Annotated in this window: 14 protein-coding genes and 1 other RNA gene; 5 read left to right on the forward strand and 10 right to left on the reverse strand. The window is 73.8% G+C overall.

Annotation, left to right across the window (positions count from 1 at the left end; all coding sequences use genetic code 11):
- Positions 1-73 precede the first annotated feature (73 nt).
- From DDQ41_RS04400 to rnpB, 3 genes are all read right to left on the reverse strand, one after another.
- Positions 74-379, reverse strand: coding sequence for a hypothetical protein (locus tag DDQ41_RS04400; protein ID WP_109293293.1), 306 nt, complete (start codon positions 377-379; stop codon positions 74-76).
- A complete protein-coding gene (locus DDQ41_RS04405; RefSeq protein WP_109293294.1) occupies positions 376-699 on the reverse strand; it encodes a hypothetical protein in 324 nt (107 codons plus the stop codon). The genes DDQ41_RS04400 and DDQ41_RS04405 overlap by 4 nt, the downstream gene beginning before the upstream one ends.
- Before the next feature lie 472 nt (positions 700-1171).
- Positions 1172-1586: RNase P RNA component class A (gene rnpB / locus DDQ41_RS04410), an RNA gene on the reverse strand.
- Between the two features lie 335 nt (positions 1587-1921).
- Here rnpB and DDQ41_RS04415 point away from each other — a divergent pair.
- From DDQ41_RS04415 to yaaA, 3 genes are all read left to right on the forward strand, one after another.
- Positions 1922-2716, forward strand: a complete 795-nt coding sequence (locus tag DDQ41_RS04415) for a MerR family transcriptional regulator (RefSeq protein WP_109297530.1) — start codon at positions 1922-1924, stop codon at positions 2714-2716.
- A 77-nt stretch (positions 2717-2793) separates the two neighbouring features.
- Positions 2794-3627 (forward strand): hypothetical protein, encoded by an 834-nt coding sequence (locus DDQ41_RS04420; RefSeq protein ID WP_262508350.1) that lies wholly within the window; start codon positions 2794-2796, stop codon positions 3625-3627.
- A 256-nt stretch (positions 3628-3883) separates the two neighbouring features.
- On the forward strand, positions 3884-4684 hold the full coding sequence (gene yaaA, locus DDQ41_RS04425) for a peroxide stress protein YaaA (protein WP_109293295.1): 801 nt from the start codon (positions 3884-3886) through the stop codon (positions 4682-4684).
- Between the two features lie 610 nt (positions 4685-5294).
- Here yaaA and DDQ41_RS04430 read toward each other — a convergent pair.
- Genes DDQ41_RS04430 through DDQ41_RS04440 form a run of 3 tightly spaced genes read right to left on the reverse strand, consistent with a single transcriptional unit; the run spans position 5295 to position 8322 of the window.
- Entirely contained in the window at positions 5295-6767 is a 1473-nt protein-coding gene (locus DDQ41_RS04430) for a bifunctional RNase H/acid phosphatase (RefSeq protein ID WP_109293296.1), read from the reverse strand.
- A complete protein-coding gene (locus DDQ41_RS04435) occupies positions 6767-7510 on the reverse strand; it encodes a zinc ribbon domain-containing protein (protein ID WP_217364456.1) in 744 nt (247 codons plus the stop codon). Before DDQ41_RS04435 ends, DDQ41_RS04430 begins: the two co-directional genes overlap by 1 nt.
- Entirely contained in the window at positions 7507-8322 is an 816-nt protein-coding gene (locus DDQ41_RS04440) for a Nif3-like dinuclear metal center hexameric protein (RefSeq protein ID WP_109293297.1), read from the reverse strand. Before DDQ41_RS04440 ends, DDQ41_RS04435 begins: the two co-directional genes overlap by 4 nt.
- 360 nt (positions 8323-8682) lie before the next feature.
- Here DDQ41_RS04440 and DDQ41_RS04445 point away from each other — a divergent pair, with 360 nt between their 5' ends.
- Both DDQ41_RS04445 and DDQ41_RS31590 read left to right on the forward strand, forming a co-directional pair.
- Entirely contained in the window at positions 8683-9879 is a 1197-nt protein-coding gene (locus DDQ41_RS04445; protein WP_174720237.1) for a hypothetical protein, read from the forward strand.
- 104 nt (positions 9880-9983) lie between these two features.
- Entirely contained in the window at positions 9984-10154 is a 171-nt protein-coding gene (locus tag DDQ41_RS31590) for a hypothetical protein (protein WP_167450234.1), read from the forward strand.
- Between the two features lie 254 nt (positions 10155-10408).
- On the opposite strand, the gene DDQ41_RS04450 is transcribed toward DDQ41_RS31590, so the two are convergent.
- The 4 genes from DDQ41_RS04450 to DDQ41_RS04465 all read right to left on the reverse strand — a co-directional run bounded on the left by DDQ41_RS04450 (position 10409) and on the right by DDQ41_RS04465 (position 15719).
- Positions 10409-11350 carry a 3-oxoacyl-ACP reductase gene (locus DDQ41_RS04450; RefSeq protein WP_109293299.1) on the reverse strand — a complete coding sequence of 314 codons (942 nt, stop codon included), beginning with the start codon at positions 11348-11350 and terminating at the stop codon, positions 10409-10411.
- A gap of 11 nt (positions 11351-11361) precedes the next feature.
- Positions 11362-12438, reverse strand: coding sequence for a Zn-dependent alcohol dehydrogenase (locus DDQ41_RS04455; RefSeq protein ID WP_109293300.1), 1077 nt, complete (start codon positions 12436-12438; stop codon positions 11362-11364).
- A gap of 369 nt (positions 12439-12807) precedes the next feature.
- Positions 12808-13662: a MaoC/PaaZ C-terminal domain-containing protein gene (locus DDQ41_RS04460; RefSeq protein ID WP_109293301.1), complete on the reverse strand. Its 855-nt coding sequence runs from the start codon at positions 13660-13662 to the stop codon at positions 12808-12810.
- Between the two features lie 593 nt (positions 13663-14255).
- Positions 14256-15719 (reverse strand): MFS transporter, encoded by a 1464-nt coding sequence (locus DDQ41_RS04465; protein WP_109293302.1) that lies wholly within the window; start codon positions 15717-15719, stop codon positions 14256-14258.
- Positions 15720-16209 lie beyond the last annotated feature (490 nt).

A 16209-nucleotide genomic window follows, 5' to 3' on the forward strand; every position in this document is an offset into this window, starting at 1 on the left:
AGGAGTGCCTGCGGAGACGAGCCCGTGGCCGGTCGGCCGGGACGGGCCGGCCCCAGGCTCGATCTGGCCAGGTTCAGGCCGCGAGCATGGCGGAGCGGCCTTCGACGTCACCACCACGGAGGTTCTCGATCACTGTCTTCACCATCGGGTTGGTGCACAGGACGACGCGCCGGTCCTGGCTGGTGGGGATGGTCGGCGGGAGGTGCAGGATGCCTACGCGGGCAAGCTCGGATTCGATGGTGCGGGCGACCGTGCTGCCGGTACGGCCGGCTCCAAGGATGTCCCGCAGGCGGCGGACATCGACTTGGAGCACTCCGTTCTTCGCCTCGATCGCGGCGATCAGGGAGGCGTAGACGGACGTAGTGGTTGCGCTGGTCACGGTCGAGCGCCCTCCTGCGTGCGGAGCTGGTTGTCGGGGTGGACGAAGGGGAGGCCGTCCGCGGTGTAGACGGTCTCGGTGAAGGTCTGGAAGCCGAGGATGTTGAACGCCTTCATGGCGCGCGGGGAGTCGACGTTTCCGAGGTCGTCGTTTCCGATGACGGTCCGCAGCAGGTCCTTCGGTGCCCAGAGGACGGAGCCGATGAGGACGCCATGGCGATGGGGGCGAACGTTCGGGCGAGCATCGGCGGCGGCCACAAGGACGCTCTCGCGGGTGATGGCCACCTTCTCACCGTTGATCGTGAGGGTGTGCGTGGTCAATGCGCGTTCCTTCCGAGACAACGAGGGCCTCGGCCACCGAAAGGCGACCGAGGCCGATCGTAGGACAACCTGCCGGAGTGTCAGGCCGCGAGCACGACGGAGCGGGCGGCGGTGCGGCTCTCGTCCTCGCCCCCAGACAACGGGGACGGTGGCGAGGACGGCCTTCTGTTCGCTCTCGAAGCATCGGCCGAGGCGGGGATTCCAGCGGGTCTCGGTGATCTCGACGGCGAGCGCTGCAACCTGCTGCGCCCAGCTCCCGCAGGCCGCGCGCTGAGGCCAGAGGAAACATGATCACCCCAGTCCGGAGGCGTCGTCCGCGCCTCCGCGCCAGGGATTTCTCAGGTACTTTCAGTGTTGTCCGAGGGACTTCCGAGGGACTTTCCGCCGCCTAATGCGGCAAGCCCCCGAAAGACCGGAGAGAGCCTCCGCCGCAGGTCAGAGGCCCTTTCCGAGGCAAAGCCGCAGGTGGCGGCAGACGAGTCGGGCTGTACGCCGGGTTCTGTCACCCGGCGGCCTCGCGGTCGCCGGGGAGACGGCCATCCATCTGGGACCGGTGTTGCCACCGGCCTCCTGCGGTCTACCCGCGGACTCGGGCGGGCAGCCCTCGATCGTCCGCGCAGGGCCGCCGTCCCTTTCGGGCGACGCCCCCTCTTGACCTTGCTCCGGGTGGGGTTTACCGAGCCGCCTGAGTCACCTCAGGCGCTGGTGGTCTCTTACACCACCGTTTCACCCTTACCGGGGACCGAGGTCCCCGGCGGTCTGTTCTCTGTGGCACTGTCCCGCGGGTCACCCCGGGTGGGCGTTACCCACCACCCTGCCCTGTGGAGCCCGGACGTTCCTCGGGAGGCGCCCCTGAGGGGGCCCCACGCGGCCGTCCGCCCGGCTCGTCTGCCGTGATGACCATGCTACCCGGCGCGTGCGCGTGCCGGCGCCGGGTGCCGGCGTCTTCGGTACGAGGACGCCGGGTGGCCGGCGTCCTCGTACCGAAGGGGACCCCGCGGATGTCCGCCCGGCCCTCACAGGCGACTCGTACCGCGGCGGGGCCCGCCGCCGTCCGCGCTGCGCCGTCGCGCGCTGCGCCGTCGCGTGCGCTGCCGCCCCGGATCCCGTCGCCGGCCGCCCGCGCCGCCGTCCGCCCGCGCCGCCGTCCGCCCGCGCCGCCGAGACGGAACGGCCGGCAGGCCCTTGACCCTGCCGCGGCGTCATGGTTTCCACTGAGGTCATGCGGATCGGAGAGATCGCCGCGCTCGTCGGGGTCACGCCCCGTGCCGTGCGGCACTACCACCATCAGGGCCTACTGCCCGAGCCCGTGCGCCGGGCCAACGGCTACCGGGACTACTCGGTGCGCGACGCCGTACTGCTCGCCCGAATCCGGCGGCTGACGGAGCTCGGGCTCGGCCTCGACGAGGTCGGGGACGTGCTCGCCGACGACGAGGGGAGGGAACTCGTGGAGGTACTGGCGGAACTGGACGACGATCTCGCCCGGCAGCAGGAACTGCTCGCCGAACGGCGCGCACGGCTGGGCGCGGTGCTGGAGCAGGCACGCTCCGGGCGGTTGCCCGCCGAGGGCCCGGTGTCGCCGGAGCTGGCGGCGCTGTTCGGCAGTCTCGCCGGGGAGGCCGCCGGACGGCCCGAGTCCGCGACGGCTGCGAAGGAACGCGAGGTACTCGCCCTGCTGGACACGGTCGTACCGGCCGGGGACCGCGACCGGCTGCTCGGCGCGATGCGGCGGATAGCCGAGGCTCCGGGGGCGGTGGAGCGCGTGTACGAGGTGTACGGGCTTTTCGACGCGCTCGCGGACGTGGACGCGGACGCCCGCGATCCCCGGGTCGAGGCGGCGGCCCGGGCACTGGCCGGCTGCGTACCCGACGAGGTCGTGGCGGGGCTGGGGGAGAAGGACACTTCGGCGGGAGAGGGCGGGAGTCCGTTCGTGGACGCCTTCTTCGCCGAGTTCCACCCGGCCCAGGCCGAGGCCGTGCGCCGTGCGCTGCGCCTGGTCGCGGAGCGGACCCGATGATGCGGCTGAGGCGGTTGGGCTCGAAGATGCGGCCGGGGTGGCTAGGCTCGAAGATGCGGCCGGGGTGGCTGGGGTGGATGAGGCAGCCGAGGCGACTGCTCAGAGGCGTCGCGTATCTCGTCGTACCCGGTGAACTGACGCTGCTGGTCTGTCTGTTGGCGGGTCTGCGCCCGCCCGCGCCGGTGCTCGCCGCCGGTGAGGCGGCCGTCCTGCTCCTGCTGACGGCCGAGGCCGCCGTGTTCCTGCGGCTGTGGCGCCGGGAGGGGCGGACACCGCGCGAGGCCGTACGTGAGCTGGTCCCCCAGCCGGTACTGCGGCTGGCAGGGCACGAACTGCGTCTCATGTGGAGCCTGCTGCTCTGGGCGGCCCGGCGGCGCTCGGGTCCCGGGCCGGGCGAGCAGGTCTTCGGACATGCCCGCGACCAGGCCGGGCTCCTCCTCGGCCTGGGCTTCGTCTGCGTCGTCGAGACGGTGGCGATGTCCTACCTGCTCAGGCCCTGGCCGGTACTGCACGCCGTGGTGCTCGCCCTGGACGTCTACACCGTTCTCTTCGTCGTGGGCCTGCACGCGGCGTCCGCGACCCGCCCGCACACGCTGTCCGAGCACACACTGCGGCTGCGCCGGGCCACCCACGTCGATCTGCGGATCCCGCTGGAGCGGATCGCGTCCGCCTCCTACGAACTGCTGTCCGCGCACGACGGGAAGGAGGACGGCGTGCTCGACCTTCCCGTCGGATCGCAGACGTCGCTCACCTTCACGCTGTCGGAACCCGTCGAGTCGGTGGGGCTGCTGGGCGGGACGCGCCGGGTGCACACCGTGCGCTGCCACGCCGACGACGCCCGTTCGCTGCTCCAGGCGGTCACGCGGGCACGGAGTTCCCTGCCACCGCCCCGGGGCGGGCCGCCGTCCTGAACCGTACCCGCAGCGCCTCCCGCGGTGGCAGCCGCGCCTCACCGCCGTCGGCAGGGGCCACGGGCGGGCGCATGCAGGGCACCGGGCGGGCACGGGCGAGCACAGGCGGGCCACGGGCGAGCACAGGCGGGCCACGGGCGGGCACAGGCAGGGCACAGGCGGGGCACGGGCGGCATACCGAGGCGGGCGATTACGCTGGTGCGGGGCCGCATCCCCGGATTCCCGGATTCCCGTACACAGTCAGAGGAGAATCGCCGTGCTCGTGCTGTTGCCGCCGTCCGAGGGCAAGGCCGCTTCGGGCCGCGGTGCGCCGCTCAAGCCGGAGGCACTCTCGCTGCCCGCCCTGGCCGGGGCTCGCGCGACGGTCCTGGACGAGCTCGTGGAACTGTGCCGGGGGGACGAGGAGAAGGCCCGGGACGTACTCGGGCTCAGCGAGGGCCTGCGCGACGAGGTCGCGAAGAACGCCGGGCTGCGGACGGCCGGGACACGCCCGGCGGGCGAGATCTACACCGGCGTGCTGTACGACGCGCTCGGACTGGCCACCCTCGACGCCTCCGCGCGCCGCCGGGCCCGGAAGTCACTGCTGGTGTTCTCCGGGCTCTGGGGCGCGGTCCGCATCGGCGACCGCATCCCCTCGTACCGCTGCTCGATGGGCGTCAGGCTGCCCGGGCTCGGGGCACTCGGCGCGTACTGGCGGGCGCCGATGGCGTCCGCCCTGCCCGAGGCGGCCGGGAGCGGCCTGGTCCTGGATCTGCGGTCGTCGGCGTACGCGGCCGCCTGGCGCCCGCAGGGCGAGGTCGCCGGCCGTACGGCGACCGTGCGGGTGCTGCACTCGCAGATCGTCGACGGCGTCGAGAGGCGTTCCGTGGTCTCCCACTTCAACAAGGCGACCAAGGGGCGCATCGTACGCAGTCTGCTGGAGGGCGGCGTGGCGCCGAAGGGGCCGGGAGAGCTGGTGGAGGCGCTTCGCGACCTCGGCTACGCGGTCGAGGCGGAGGCACCGGGGAAGCCGGGGAAGGCGTGGGCGCTCGACGTGGTGGTCACCGAGATCCACTGATCGGGGTCCACTGACGGTCCACTCACGGTCAACTGATCGAGTCCGGTGAACGGGATCCGGTGAGGGTGAGCGTACGGGGTGCGAGGCATTCGTCCCCGGTGTGAACGCCGGGGCGTTCTGCAGGTGTCCCGCCAACCGCGCCGAGTGCCGGAGCGGTAGGCAAGGCGACGTGCACTCCGTGCTCGGCCGGGCCCGTCGTCCCGTGGCGGTCCCGGGCCGGGCGTCCGTCCCCGGTCGCGGGCTCAGGTCCCCTGGTGACCGGCGTCGGGCGCCGGATGCCCGATGGCCGATGCCCGATGGCCGATGTTCCCACCGTCGGGTCGCCACCGGGCCACCGGTGGGCGACCGCCGGGCGGAACACCGAAGGCGTCGCGCACGCCGAGCGCGGGAGGGCACTGGCCGGACACCGCACGCCCCGGACACCGCACGGGCCGAAGCAGCACGGGTCGGCGCCGTCACGACCCGGCGCGGCGCCGGGCCGAGAGCGGCGCCGGGCACGAGGCACCGAGCACCGGGACCACGTCGGCAACGTGGTCGGCGCCTGGTCGGCGCCGGTGACCCGGCGCCGGCGCGAGGCGGACCCCGGCGCCGGCACCAGGCCGGCCCGACGTCAGCGCAGGTGGCCCGTGTCGTTCAGCAGCCGCAGCGACGCGTTGCCGTCCGCGTAGTACGCCACCGCCGACACCGAAGCCGCCGAGAGCTCCATGCGGAACAGGGACTCCGGGGGCGCGCCGATGGCCAGGCGTACCAGCGTCTTGATGGGAGTGACATGGGTGACCACGAGGACCGTGCGTCCCCGGTACTCCCGGACCAGCCGGTCGCGCGTCGCCGCGACGCGCTTCGCGACCGTCGCGAAGCTCTCCCCGCCGCCGGTGGGCGCCGCCTTGGTCGAGGCGAGCCAGGCGTCGAGGTCGTCGCCGTGACGCTCCCGGACCTCCGCGAACGTCAGGCCCTCCCACGCGCCGAAGTCCGTCTCCCGCAGCCCGTCGTCGATCCTTACGTCGAGCCCGAGGCGGGCCCCGACCGCCTCCGCGGTCTGCCGGCAGCGCTTGAGGGGCGAGGAGACGATCGCCTGGATCGTGCCGCGCGCGGCCAGCGCCGCCGCCACGGCCTGGGCCTGGCGCCGGCCCACCTCGGACAGCTCGTGGTCGCCGGTACCGGAGAAGCGCTTCTCCGGGGTCAGCGCCGTCTCACCGTGCCGCAGCAGGACGAACGTGGCGGGGGGGCCGAGGTCCGGGCCCCAGCCGGCACCCTCGACCTCGGTGCTCTTGGGCAGTGCCGCCTGCGCGGCAGCACCACCAGTCGCAGCACCACCGGAAACGGCTGCACCACCGGAAACGGCTGCACCACCGGAAACGGCTGCACCACCGGAAACGGCTGCACCACCGGATACGGCAGCACCACCGGATACGGCAGCATCAACCCCGGCGCCGCCGATCCCGCCACCACCGGAAGCCGCGTCGCCGGACACCGCATCGCCGGACGCAGCCGAAGCGGCCTGCGCCCCGGCCGCGTACGCGTTCCCCGCACCGGAGTTCACGGCCGCGCGCGAGTTCAACGCGGCCCGCGCCTTCGCCGCACCCGCCGCCGCGTCGCCGACGACCCGGGCCGCCCGGTCCTCCTCCGCGGAGGACGACAGCGCCGCCGAGGACGCCGAAGGCTCCCACCGCTCGCCGCGCCGTCCCGCGTCCATCGCCTCGTTGGCCAGCCGGTCGGCGTGCTTGTTGCGCTCGCGTGGGATCCACTGGTAGGTGACCTGCCCGGACGGGAGGATCCGCGCGGCCTCCGCGGCCAGCGGCTTCATGTCCGGGTGCTTGATCTTCCAGCGGCCCGACATCTGCTCCACGACGAGCTTGGAGTCCATGCGGACATGGACACGTGCGTCCGGGTCGAGTTCCCCCGCCGCTTTCAGGCCGGCGATGAGTCCCCGGTACTCGGCGACGTTGTTCGTGGCGACGCCGATGTACTCGGCCCGTTCCACGAGGGTTTCGCCGCTCGCCGCGTCGCGGACGACCGCCCCGTAGCCCGCCGGTCCCGGGTTCCCCCGGGAACCGCCGTCGGCCTCGACGACCAGCTCGCGCATCAGAGACCGGACTCCGGTGTGCGGACCAGGATGCGGCGGCAGTTCTCGCAGCGCACGACCGCGTCGGGGGCGGCGGCGCGGACCTCGTTCAGTTCGGTGATGTTGAGCTCGATGTGGCAGCCCTCGCAGCGCCGCTGGTACAGCCGGGCCGCGCCCACACCGCCCTGCTGCTCGCGGAGCTTCTCGTACAGCTTCATCAGGTCCGCGGGCACGGAGCCGGCGACGACCTCGCGCTCCTTGCCGACCGACGCGGACTCGCCGTCGAGTTCCTCGTACGCCGCGTCCCGGCGGGCCGCCGCGTCGTCGGCCTTCGCCTGGACCGAGGAGACGCGCCCGCTCAGTTCGGCCACGCGCTCCTGCGCGGACTCGCGGCGCTCCATCACCTCGAGGACGACGTCCTCCAGATCACCCTGGCGCTTGGCGAGCGAGGCGATCTCCTTCTGGAGGTTCTCGAGGTCCTTGGGGGAGGTGACGGCCCCGGAGTCGAGGCGCTGCTGGTCCCGCGCCGAGCGCTGGCGGACCTGGTCGACGTCCTGCTCCGCCTTGGTCTGCTCGCGGGCGCAGTCGCTCTCCTCCGTCTGCGCGGCGACGAGCAGGTCGCGCAGCTGCGAGAGGTCCTTGTTCAGCGACTCCAGTTCGGCGTGCTCGGGCAGCGACTTGCGCCTGTGCGCGAGCTGCGAGAGGCGGACGTCGAATGCCTGGACGTCGAGGAGTCGGATCTGGTCTGCGGGCGCGGCGTTCAGTTGGGGGCTCCAGAGGTGTGGTGGGAGGACCAGGGGTCGGTGACCGTCTTCGAGACATGGACCCGCAGGTTCCAGCCGTGGCGGTCGGAGATCTCGTCGAGCTGGGCGGCGGCCTGTTCGCACCAGGGCCACTCGGTGGCCCAGTGGGCGGCGTCGACCAGGCCGAGCGGTGACTGCTGGACGGCCTCGGACACGGGGTGGTGCCGCAGGTCGGCGGTGAGGAAGGCATCCACGCCCGCGGCCCGGGCGGCCCCGATGAGGCCGTCGCCGGAGCCGCCGCTGACGGCGACGCGGCGGACGGTCGCGTCCGGGTCTCCGGCGACGCGGATGCCCTGCGCGGCCGCCGGCAGCCGTGCGGCGGCGCGGGCCGCGAACTCCCGCAGCGTCTCGGGGTGGTCGAGTTCGCAGATCCGGCCCAGGCCGTTCTCGGGCACCAGCGGCCCGGTGACGCGGAGGTCGAGCGCGCCGGCGAGGGCGTCGGAGACACCCGGGTCCGCGGTGTCGGCGTTGGTGTGCGCGACGTGCAGCGCGATGTCGTGCTTGATGAGGGTGTGGACGACCCGGCCCTTGAAATGGGAGGCGGCGACGGTCGTCGTACCGCGCAGATAGAGCGGATGGTGCGCGACGACCAGGTCCGCGCCGAGGGCGACGGCCTCCTCCGCGATCTCCTGGACGGGGTCCACGGCGAACAGGACGCGGGCGATCTCGGCGCCGGGGTCACCGCAGACCGTGCCGACGGCGTCCCATTCCTCGGCCCGCTCGGGGGGCCAGAGGGCGTCGAACTCGGCGATGACTTCAGACAGGCGGGGCACGGGGGCAAGGCTACCTGTCATCCGTGCGCCGTCACCCGGCGCCGGGTGCCCCGGGACGGGCAGGTCCCGGGTAGGGCCCGGCCGAACGGCCCCGGGACCTGCCCGGCCGGTGACGGGCCCCGGCGGCTTCCAGGCGCCCGCGGCGGGAGGCGGGCAGGGCGGAGCGGACCCGCGGCGGGCAGGTCCCCGGGCACCCGGCGCCACCCGGAGGCACCGGGTCTTCAACACCCGGGGAGCACAACCACCAGCCCCCTCTCAGCCGAATCCGGATTCGGCCACCCTTATGTGTGAAGTGAAACGGCTCGCGGCGTTCGGCTGGAAGTGCGAAAACTAGCTTCGATGTCCGGAGGTGACCATCCGATGACAGCGTGTGCCATCGAAGAAGCCGCGGACCACGAGGCCCTGCGGCCCGCCCCCCGGGCGGCGCTCACGGTCGGCGCGGGCGGCGGCTACGCGGCGCGCCTCACGGGGCGGGGAGACGCCCTGTTCGCCGAGCGGTGGACGCTCGACGGCCCGGAGCCGTACGCGGTGTCCCTGCCGCTCGGGCAGCCCGAGGAGCCGGACACGGAGGTGGCCCCGCTCGCCGACGGCCGGGTGCTGGTCCACCGGCGGGTGGCAGGGGTCCGCTCGTTCTCCCTGCTCTACCCGGCGGGTCCCGGTACGGGTGAACTGCCTCTGGGCCGCGTGGAGTCGGCAGAGCTGCGGCTGCTCCCGCCATCGCCGGACGGCACCTGCGCCTACGCCCTGGCACCGGGTGAGGGCTCGACCGCCGTGTGGCTGGTGGCGGGCGGGGCGTTCGGACCGGAGCGGGTGGCGGTGGTGCCGGGCCGCTGCTCGGGCGGGGTGTGGCTGGACCGGACGGGCCGGATGCTGGCGCTGGACCGCGAGCGGGACGGGGTCACCAAGGCGGTGGTGGTCGATCTGGAGCGGGGCGGTGAGGTGACGCCGCTGCTGCAGATCACGGAGGACAGCAACGACCGGTTGCTGCTCGCCGACGCGGAGAGCGGACTGCTGATGATCCGCTCGGACGCGGCGGGCCACGACCGGCTCGGATGGGGGGTGCTGGGGAGCCTTCGTCCGGTCCGGTTCCCCGAGTGCCTGCGGCTGCCGGACGCGGCGGTGACGCCGTTCGCGATCCAGCCGGGGCGGGTGCTGTTACCGGAGAGCTGCGCGGTGGCGCTGCGGATCGACGCGGCGGCGGGCACCCGGGTGGGGGTCTGGCGGCCGTCCGGGCGGCGCCTTCACCGGTTGCCCCCTCCCGGGGGATGGCTGGCGGGCTCCGGGCTGTGGACCCGGGAGGGAGCGCTGCGACTGCCGTACTCGACGGAGGAGGTGGCGTGCGGAATGGCCAGGCTGGAGCCCCCCGGGGACGCTCTTCCACCGGGTCCACCGGGTCCGCCGGCGTCCGGCTCGGCACCGGCACCGGCACCGGCACCGGCACCGGCACGACCGGAGCACGCAGGTGGGGAACCGTACGGGGAGGCAGGACGTCCTCCCGTGCGCAGACCCGTGCCGCTTCAGCAGGCGCCTCTCACGGGGCGTGTGGCGCGTGGTTAGACTCTGCGGCCGGGGGATACACAGTCGCACCGTCCGGATTCCGGCGGTGACGGCTACCCCGGTGACACCAGATCGGCGATGGAACAACGGGGTGGATTTCCCACATGTCTGAGGCCCGAACCGACACGACCCAGGCGCGTCCGCAGGGAGCGGCCGCGAACCAGGCCGAGGCCGTCGGCTCCGGCAAGCACCGGGGCGGTGCCGCTGCTTCGGAGGACACGGCGTCTCCGGTACACGGCCGCCACCGCCGCCCGGCGAAGAACGAGGCGGCATAAGTAAGGCCCCGCGAGACACATCGGATGAGTGAGGGCCGCCGCGGGGCTTCCGTGGCGGCCCTCACTCATGCGTGCCGCGCTCCCGCCCGGTGGGTCCGGCGGGGGATCGCACGGCAAGGACGCCGGTCGGCCCGCACCGACCGTGCAGCACGGCCCCCCAAGGCCCCCATGTCCCCCACGCCCCGCACGCCCCCGCGTCCCACACGGCCGGTGTGCCTGTGGAGGCCCGCCGGAGCAGGAGTGGGGAGGAGGGGCTACGCCCGCTTCAACGACAGCACCTCCGCCGCCGCGAAGGTCTCGTCCGGCGGCCGGTGGGCGTAGTACGGGCCGAGGACCCCCTCCAGCTCCTGGTACGAGAAGGCCTCCCCGGCCGAGTCGAACTGCGCCGCGACCCTCGGGCGGTCGACTACCGCGACCATGCCTCCGTGCACGACGAGGAGCTGCCCGGTGATACGGGACGCGGCCGGCGAGGCCAGGTAGCCCACCAGCGGGGCGACGTGTTCCGGTGCGAGCGGGTCGAGTTCGCCGGGGGCGGGTTCGGCGAACCCGGCGAAGACGTCCTCGGTCATTCGGGTACGGGCCCGGGGGCAGATGGCGTTGGCGGTGACCCCGTACTTCCGCAGCGCCAGCGCCGTGGAGGTGGTCAGGCCGACGACGCCGCCCTTGGCCGCCGCGTAGTTGGGCTGTCCGGCCGAGCCGGCGAGGAACGCCTCGGAGGAGGTGTTGACGATCCGGCCGTGGACGGGACCGCCCGACGCCTTGGCGCGTTCGCGCCAGTGTGCCGAGGCGAAGTGGGTGGTGTTGAAGTGCCCCTTGAGATGGACCCGGATCACCGAGTCCCACTCGTCCTCGCTCATCGAGAAGATCATCCGGTCGCGGAGGATGCCCGCGTTGTTCACCAGGATGTCGAGCCTGCCGTGGGTGCAGATGGCGAGCGCGACGAGGGATCGGGCGACCTCGAAGTCGGAGACGTCGCCGGTGTGGGCGACCGCCCGGCCGCCCGCCGCCCGGATCTCCGCCGCGACCCGCTCGGCGGGGGCGGTGGACGCCTCGCCCGAGCCGTCGCGGCCCGGCTGCCCGTAGTCGTTGACGACCACCGCCGCGCCGAGCCGGGCGAGTTCGAGCGCCTCGGCCCGGCCGAGGCCGCGGCCCGCGCCCGTGACGATCGCGGACAGGCCCCGGAGTGGGAGTGACATCGCGGTCCCCCTCAGATCTCGATGCAGGTGCGCAGCGCCTCGCCCGTCCGCATCTGGGTCAGGGCCTCGTTGATCCCGGTCAGCGGGACCCGGTGGGTGATGAGCGACTCCAGGTCGATCCGGCCCGCGCGCCAGAGCGCGATGGCCCGTTCGTAGGAGCGGAGCACGTCGCCGCCGCCGTACAGCGAAGGCAGGATGCGCTTCTCGTCGAAGAACAGCTCGAACATGTTGAGCCGGAGGAAGTCGTCCATCGCCCCCGCGCCGACGATGCACAGGGTCCCGCCGCGCCGGGTCGTCTCGTACGCCGTCCGCGCGGTGGCCGACCTGCCGACGACCTCGAAGACGTAGTCGAACCCCTCACCGCCGGTGATCCGCTGCTTCGCGTCACCGAGCGCGTCGGGCGCGACGGCCTCGGTGGCGCCGAAGCCCAGCGCCGCCTCCCGCCGTGAGGCGACCGGGTCGACGGCGACGATCTGCGCGGCCCCCTGCACCCGGGCGCCCTGGACGACGGAGATGCCCACACCGCCGCAGCCGATGACGGCGACCGACGAACCGGGCTCCACCCGGGCGGTGTTGAGGGCCGCGCCGAGGCCGGTGGTGACACCACAGCCGATCAGTGCCGCGATCTCGTACGGGACGTCGTCGGGGATCGGGACCGCGCAGCCCGCGTCGACGACGACCTCCTCCACGAAGGTGCCGGTCCCGGCGAAACCGAAGACATCGCCGCCGGGGCGCCTGAAGTTGGGCGTGCCGGCGTTCACGAATCCGGCGAGGCAGAGCTGGGTCTGACCGCGCCGGCAGGCCGGGCAGTTCCGGCAGGCGGGCAGCCAGCACAGCAGCACCCGGTCGCCCCGGCCGACGGCGGTCACGCCGTCGCCGACGTCGAGCACCTCCCCGGCGCCCTCGTGGCCGGGGACGAACGGCGCCGGCTGCGGCAGCACCCCGCTCATCGCGGACATGTCCGAATGGCACAGACCGGTCGCCCTGACCCGGATCCTCACCTTCCCCGGGCCGAAGCCCACCGCCTCGACGTCGTCGAGGACGTCGAGCTTGTCCTGGCCGATCTCATGCAGTACGGCAGCGCGCATGGGGTGCGTCCCCTTCGGGAGTCGGGCTTCGGTCGGGTGGGGTGGGGGTGGGGTGTGGGTCGGGACGGGTGCGGTTAGGTGGGGACGGTTGGGGTCGGGTCGGGGTCGGGTCGGGGTCGGGGCCGGGTGGGGTTGGGTGGGGTGGGGTCGTCCTCGCCGCCGTTCACGGGTGCGGGGGTGCACGGCGGACTGATCGGCTGAGTGCGACGGTCGGCCCGGTGGCCGGGGGCTCACGGGCCGTCCGGGTGGCCGGGGTCTCACAGGCCTTCCGGGGCCGGGCTGCCGTCCGGGTGGCCGGGGGCTCACGGGCCGTTCTGGGGCCGGTCCGCTCTCGGGTGCGTGTCGGTCCGGCGTACCCGGCGCACCCCGTCAGGCGTGTTCGACGACGGTGTCGGCGAGCACGGGTGCGTCGTCCCGCTCCACGGCCGTCACCGCCGCCTCGACCCGGCCCTCGCCCGCCCACATGCGGATGCGCAGGGTCTCCCCGGGGAACACCACCCCGGCGAAACGGGTGCCGTACGACCGGACGCGGGTGACGTCCCCGCCGAGGAGCGTGTCGACGATCGCCTTGAGCGCCATGCCGTACGTGCACAGGCCGTGCAGGATGGGCCGGTCGAAGCCCGCGAGCTTCGCGAACTCCGGGTCGGCGTGCAGCGGGTTCCAGTCGCCGGAGAGCCGGTAGAGGAGCGCCTGGTCCTCGCGGACGGGCCGCTCCACGGTCCAGTCCGGCGCGCGGTCCGGCTGACCGGGGCCGACGGAGGGGCCCCGTTCACCGCCGAAGCCGCCCTCCCCGCGAACGAAGATCTGCGCGTCGCTCGTCCACAGGGGACCGTTCCCGTCGGCCGCTTCGGAGCGCAGTACGAGGACCGCGGCCTTGCCCTTGTCGTAGACGGCTGCGACACGGGACGTGCTGGTGACCCGGCCGCCGGCGGGGACGGGGCGGTGCAGGGTGACCGACTGGCCGCCGTGCAGCACCGCGGCGAGGTCGATGTCGATGCCCGGGGCGGAGAGCCCGCCGACCACGCCCATGCCCGCTCCGGCGACGGTGGCGAAGCTGGGCAGCACATGCAGCCGGGACTCGAGGGTGTAGCGCAGCTCGTCGGGGTCGGTGGCCGGCACGCCGGCGCCGATCCCGAGGTGGTAGAGCAGGACGTCCTTGTGGTCCCAGCTGATCTCGGCACTGCGGGGTTCGGCGGCGATCGCCCTGGCGGCGTCGATGGGCATGGGGATGCTGCTCCTTGGTTCCTTGGCTCCCGGAGGGAGCGGAAGACCTCGGTGCGGCCGTCCGCACCGTCGGCCGCACCGAGGCCGTACGGGGCCGGCCGCTCGACGAGCCCTGTTCTAGAACGCGTTCTAGGCCGGTTGGCCTCATGTATAACGCACCCCCCGTCGCTTGTGAAGGCCACTGACGGCACGTCAGATCAGCGTGTCCGGCGGGCCGCTCGGTCGCATGAGGGCACCGCTCGGGCACACCGGGCCGCCGCTCGGGACCCTGGTGCGCCCTCGAACGGGATCCGCGGGGCCGCCCCGGTCACAGGTCCCGGCGCATGAGCCTCGATACGTGAGCCCGGTACACACGCGCCCCCACCGACCACCCCGAGAGCCTCCCCGCCTCCCCGCATACCCGCCTACCCGGCGGCCCCCCGTACCGGGGCCCGCGCGCCCGCGGTCACCGGGCGCGTCGTGCCGCGCTTCACCGGAGGCCGCCGCCCGCGGCCGAGGCCGAACACCCCGGAAGCGGCGTGCGGAACACCCCGGAACCGGCGCGCGGACCGTGCGCTCCGTAGCGTCGCCCGGACGGTGCTCAGGCCCGGTGCTCAGGCCCGGTGCTCGCGGTCCTTCGGCAGCCACAGCAGCATCATCAGCACGCAACCGACCAGCGTCGCCGTACCGGTCCTGAAGGCGAGGGCGTAACCGGCCGTCAGCGCCTCGGGGGACATCGAGCCGTCGGTACGGGTGGCGGCCACCGTCGCGAGGACGGAGAGGCCGAGCGCCCCGCCCATCACCCGCGAGGTGTTGACCAGACCGGAGACCACGCCGGCGTCGTCCGGTGCGGCGCCCGAGGTGGCCAGGGCGGCGAGCGGTGTCCCCGCCAGCCCCGCGCCGGCCATCATCACGATGCCCGGAAGCATGATCCCGGTCACATACGGGCCGTGCGCGTCCATCGTGGACTGCCAGCCGAAACCGGCCGCGGACACCAGTACCCCCAGCACGGCGACATGGCGCGCGCCCAAGGTGCGCATCAGCCGCGGGGCGAACTTGGCGCCGAGGACGACCGCGAGGGAGCTGGGCATGAGGGCGAGCCCGGCTTCCATCGGGCTGTAGTGCAGCACGTTCTGGGCATAGAGCGTCATGAAGTACCACATGCAGAACATGGCGGCGCCGCAGGTGAACATCGCCGCGTTCGCCGCTGCCACCGACCGAATCCGGAACAGCTTCAGCGGCATGAGGGGCGTCCGCGAACGGGCCTCCACCGCGACGAACGCCCCGAGCAGCACCAGCCCGGCGCTCAGCGGCAGCAGGGCCGAGGGAGCGGTCCAGCCGTCCCGCTCGGTCTGCACGATGCCGTAGGCGAGTGTCGCGAGGCCCGCCGTGACGAGCACCGCACCCGGCAGGTCCAGCCGGCGGCGCTCCCCCGCCCGGCTCTCCACGAGCCACCACGCGCCGAGGACGACGGCGGCCGCGCCGATGGGCACATTGACCAGCAGGGTCCAGCGCCAGGACAGGGCCTCGGTGAGCACCCCTCCGACGAGTCCGCCCGCCGCGCCGCCGCCCGCCCCGACGGCGGTCCAGGTGGCGATGGCCCGGGCCCGGGCGGGGCCCTCCGGCACGGCGGAGGTCAGCAGCGTCAGCGTCGAGGGGGCGAGGACGGCCGCGCCCAGACCCTGGCCGGCGCGCGCGGTGAGCAGTTGCCAGCCCTCCTGCGCGAGTCCGCCCGCCAGCGACGCGACGGTGAACACCCCCAACCCCAGCAGGAACATCCGCTTGCGGCCATAGAGATCGCCCGCCCGTCCGCCGAGGAGCATGAACCCGGCGAGGACGATCGAGTACGCGTTGACGACCCACTGGAGTCCGGCGGCGCTCAGCCCCAGGTCGGCCCGGATCGACGGCAGCGCGGTGTTGACCACGGAGATGTCCAGCACGACGAGGAACTGCCCGGCGCAGGCCGCCAGGACCACCGCCCACATGCGCTGCCCGGCACCGTCGGCGCCCCCCGCGGCCGGTGGGACGAGGTCTGGGGTGCCGAGTGAGGCGCGCTGGACGTGGGTCATGGGCGTCATACTCCCAGGCACCTGTTGATCCGTACATCCGGATTTCGGCGGACGGAAGCCGGGCCGCTGGTCCTAGGACCGTGAGCCCGGCCGGCGCTCGGCGCGCCTACTCCGGTGGCGACCGCGCTCGGCGCACATGGCCCGGTAGCTATCGTGCTCGGCGCACATGGCCCGGTGCCGATCGCGCTCGGCGCCGCCGTCCTCGCCTCGTCACCATCCGCGCCGCCGCTGCCACCGCCGCCTTCGCGGCCGTCACCACGCCCACCGCCCCCGCCCCCTCGCCCCTTCCGCCGCTGTCTCCACCCTCGCCACCCACCCATGTCGCCGTCGGCGCCCTCGTCGGCGCCCTCGTCGGTTCCACCGTCGTCGGCACCGTCGGTTCCACCGTCGTCGGCACCGTCGGTTCCACCGTCGTCGGCACCGTCGGTTCCACCGTCGTCGGCACCGCTCGCCGCGCAGGGGCGCGGCCGGACGGCCCGGAGCCCCGGCCGCACATGCC

The sequence above is a fragment of the Streptomyces spongiicola genome, assembly GCF_003122365.1.
GTDB classification, from domain to species: domain Bacteria; phylum Actinomycetota; class Actinomycetes; order Streptomycetales; family Streptomycetaceae; genus Streptomyces; species Streptomyces spongiicola.